The sequence below is a fragment of the Streptomyces sp. NPDC048257 genome, assembly GCF_043201855.1.
GTDB lineage: Bacteria > Actinomycetota > Actinomycetes > Streptomycetales > Streptomycetaceae > Streptomyces.
The window spans coordinates 1-2,715 of the sequence record NZ_JBICZI010000050.1 but is presented as its reverse complement, the minus strand read 5'-3'; the positions used below and the strand labels follow the sequence as shown (position 1 = coordinate 2,715).

Annotated in this window: 2 protein-coding genes and 1 pseudogene; 2 read left to right on the top strand and 1 reads right to left on the bottom strand. The window is 68.9% G+C overall.

Annotated features, from left to right (window positions below):
• Positions 1 to 120, top strand: a pseudogene (locus tag ACGFZK_RS37250) (MerR family transcriptional regulator); the annotation flags it as partial.
• A gap of 118 nt (positions 121 to 238) precedes the next feature.
• On the opposite strand, the gene ACGFZK_RS37245 reads toward ACGFZK_RS37250, so the two are convergent.
• Positions 239 to 1,447 (bottom strand): PP2C family protein-serine/threonine phosphatase, encoded by a 1,209-nt coding sequence (locus ACGFZK_RS37245; RefSeq protein WP_393853267.1) that lies wholly within the window; start codon positions 1,445 to 1,447, stop codon positions 239 to 241.
• Positions 1,448 to 1,881: 434 nt separating this feature from the next.
• Here ACGFZK_RS37245 and ACGFZK_RS37240 point away from each other — a divergent pair, with 434 nt between their 5' ends.
• Entirely contained in the window at positions 1,882 to 2,241 is a 360-nt protein-coding gene (locus tag ACGFZK_RS37240; RefSeq protein WP_393853266.1) for a PRC-barrel domain containing protein, read from the top strand.
• The last annotated feature ends 474 nt before the right edge of the window (positions 2,242 to 2,715 follow it).

Sequence of the window (2,715 nt, the reverse complement as noted above, 5' to 3'; positions counted from 1 at the left end):
ACACCCATCGAGGCCGCCTGCCGCATCATCATCCTCGAAGACCAGCTCGAGGAAGCCCAGCGCATCAACGCCGAATACCGCCGCGCCGCCGAATCGTCCGCACCGCCGGCCTCGGCCTGAGGTGAACCTCCCGCTCTGCCGTCACGCTCCAGCACCCTGAGCCGGAATCAGCTGCCGGCGGTGCGCCCGCACAGGCTGGGGGAGGACGACGTTCGCGCCCCGGATTCTGGACGGAGCGCTACTCAGGCGCAGATGCCGCTGTGAGGTCTGCTCCGGCGTCAGCGCTGCGCGTGGCCTGGTGGGTGCCGTGCCAGTCCAGGCACATGACCGTCGCGTCGTCCTGGAGTCGCCCCTCGTGAGCGCGCAGAACCTCGGCGACCAGGGCACGGGAGGCCTCACGGGGGTGGAGATCGGCTGTGCGCACGATCAGGGAGGGCAGGTCGACCTCCACAGCGCGGCGTTCGAGCATGCCGTCGGTGAGCATGACGAGCCGGTCACCCGGTTGCAGGTCCAGCCGCTGCACCCGGTAGGTGGTCAGCGGCTGAATGCCGAAGGGGAGATCCGCCTCGGGAACCACCTCCTCGACGTTCCCCCCTCTCAGACACAGCGGCCGGGGATGCCCCGCGTTGACGAACTCGGTGGTCCCGTCGAGCAGACTGACGCGCAGCAGCTGCCCGGTGACGAAGCCGCGCCTGCCGTTGTCGATGAGGGCCTGGTTGGCCTCGAAGGCCTGTTTTTCGAGGCCGGCGCCGGCACGCCGGGCCCTGCGGAGGGCGCCCACGGCCAGGGTGGCGAGGAGCGCGGCTTCCACGTCGTGGCCCATGGCATCGGTGACGGAGAGCTGCATGGTGTCGCGGTCGACGACGTAGTCGAAGGTGTCACCGCCGACGTGCGTGGCCGGCTCCAGCGCCCCGGCGACCGTGAACTGGGCTGCTTCACAGGCCAGTGAGGCGGGGAGGAGCCGGTGCTGGATCTCGGCGGCCAGGTTAAGGGGCCTCGTACGGCGGCCCCATTGGTAGACGTCGGTGAAGGACCGGTTGGCGATGACGATGTACGCCAAGGCGTGAGCGGTCGCACCGATCTGCCTCATCGCGACGTCGTCGGGGTGATCCTGCAGGAAGAGTTCGAGCAGCCCGATGGCGTCACCGCGGTTGGTGACGGGCGCCACGACCCTGATCAGTCTGTCGCCCTCTCGCTGGAGGGCCGGCCGCTGGGTGCGCAACACGTCCGCATAGAGGGTGCCGGGCAGAGCGACCCGCTCAGGGGGCTCGCCGGACTCGACGCTGTCGGCTGCCCCGAGCCGCACCACCGACGATCCGGTGAAGTCGACGATCAGGAACGAGACCGCAGCGGCGTTCAGGCGGTCCCTGATCATCCGGGCGACGACGTCCAGTGATTCGACCGGGGAGGCGGATTCCGCTGCCGCGAGCGTGCTCGCAAGGCCCATCTCCGCCGGCTGCTCAGGCTGCTCACCGCCGGCACGCCGCTGATGCGCGCCTGGGTCCCGCTCCTCGGTCGAGGGCATGGCCGCTCCTCTCCTCCTCCGACACCAGGGGAAGCCGGCGGGTCCGGGAGACACGCTGGGCCGACGTCCTCAACCCTGCCCGAGGGCCCGCACGCCAGGTGTCCGGTACCGCCCGTGCAGGCCGTGCTGTCCGACTGGTTCACCCGAACAGCAGGCGCACCCCCTGCTCGGGGAACGTTCCCGCAATCGCTGCGCACGCTGCTCGGGCGCCGCCCGGCCACCGGCGTGGCGCGCCCGCACGCAATCCTCGGAGGACGCGGTTGCGCAGCGGGCATCGGGGCATGCGGATGGGACCATACGAGCCCGGTGGTGCCGATGAACCGGCACGCGGGTTGCCGAATCCGAGGAGACGGTCTGTGAGCGGTGTGTGGATGTACGCGCAGGACAGCGGTTACGCGTCGCGGCAGTCGCTGGTGGGGTTCACCGTGGAGGCCGCTGATGGTGTCATCGGGCACGTGGACCGCCAGCAGGATCAGCCCGGCAGACAGCACCTGGTGGTCGACACCGGCGTGTGGCTGTTCGGCAAGAGCGTCCTGATCCCGGCCGGCGCCGTCACCGGCATCGACACCGAAGCGCAGACGGTCAAGGTCTGGGGCACGCAGGAGGAGATCAAAGCAGCACCTCAGTTCACCACCGACAGTGAGACAGCCGACCACGATTACCTGTCCGCGGTCGGCGACTACTACGTCGCCCTTCGGCGCCCGCCCGCGCCCTGACGCGAAGCGGCCGATGAACCACCGGAGGCGTCACCCTCACCCGGGCGGGTAAGGGGTGACGCCTTTCCCGTTGTCCGGGCCGGTCCGAGCACGCATGCACCCGCCTCCGCTGCCAGAGCCGAACGACTCGACGGGGAACCGGCCGCCACGCCCGCCCCTGCGGGTTCGTGAGATCACCTGGCTGGCGGTACATCTCCGTGGGCGGCGGTCGGATCTATTTGAGCAGGTGTACGGCGCTTCCTCGTGTGAGTTAGTCGAGCTCTGCCCATTCGGGGGGAATGTCGGATCATCGACCATGTGAGTTTGACTATTTTCAGCGCAATTCCCGCCCCGGAATGTGTTTGTATTAATCCCCCCTCCACGCCATATCCACTCTGAGCGCCAGAAATTTCCTGCGTAATATGCGGCAGCGATACACCAGGGCTTCCCGGGCGAACGGCAGAGCCCGGTACGCCACGCCCCCCACAGGAAATG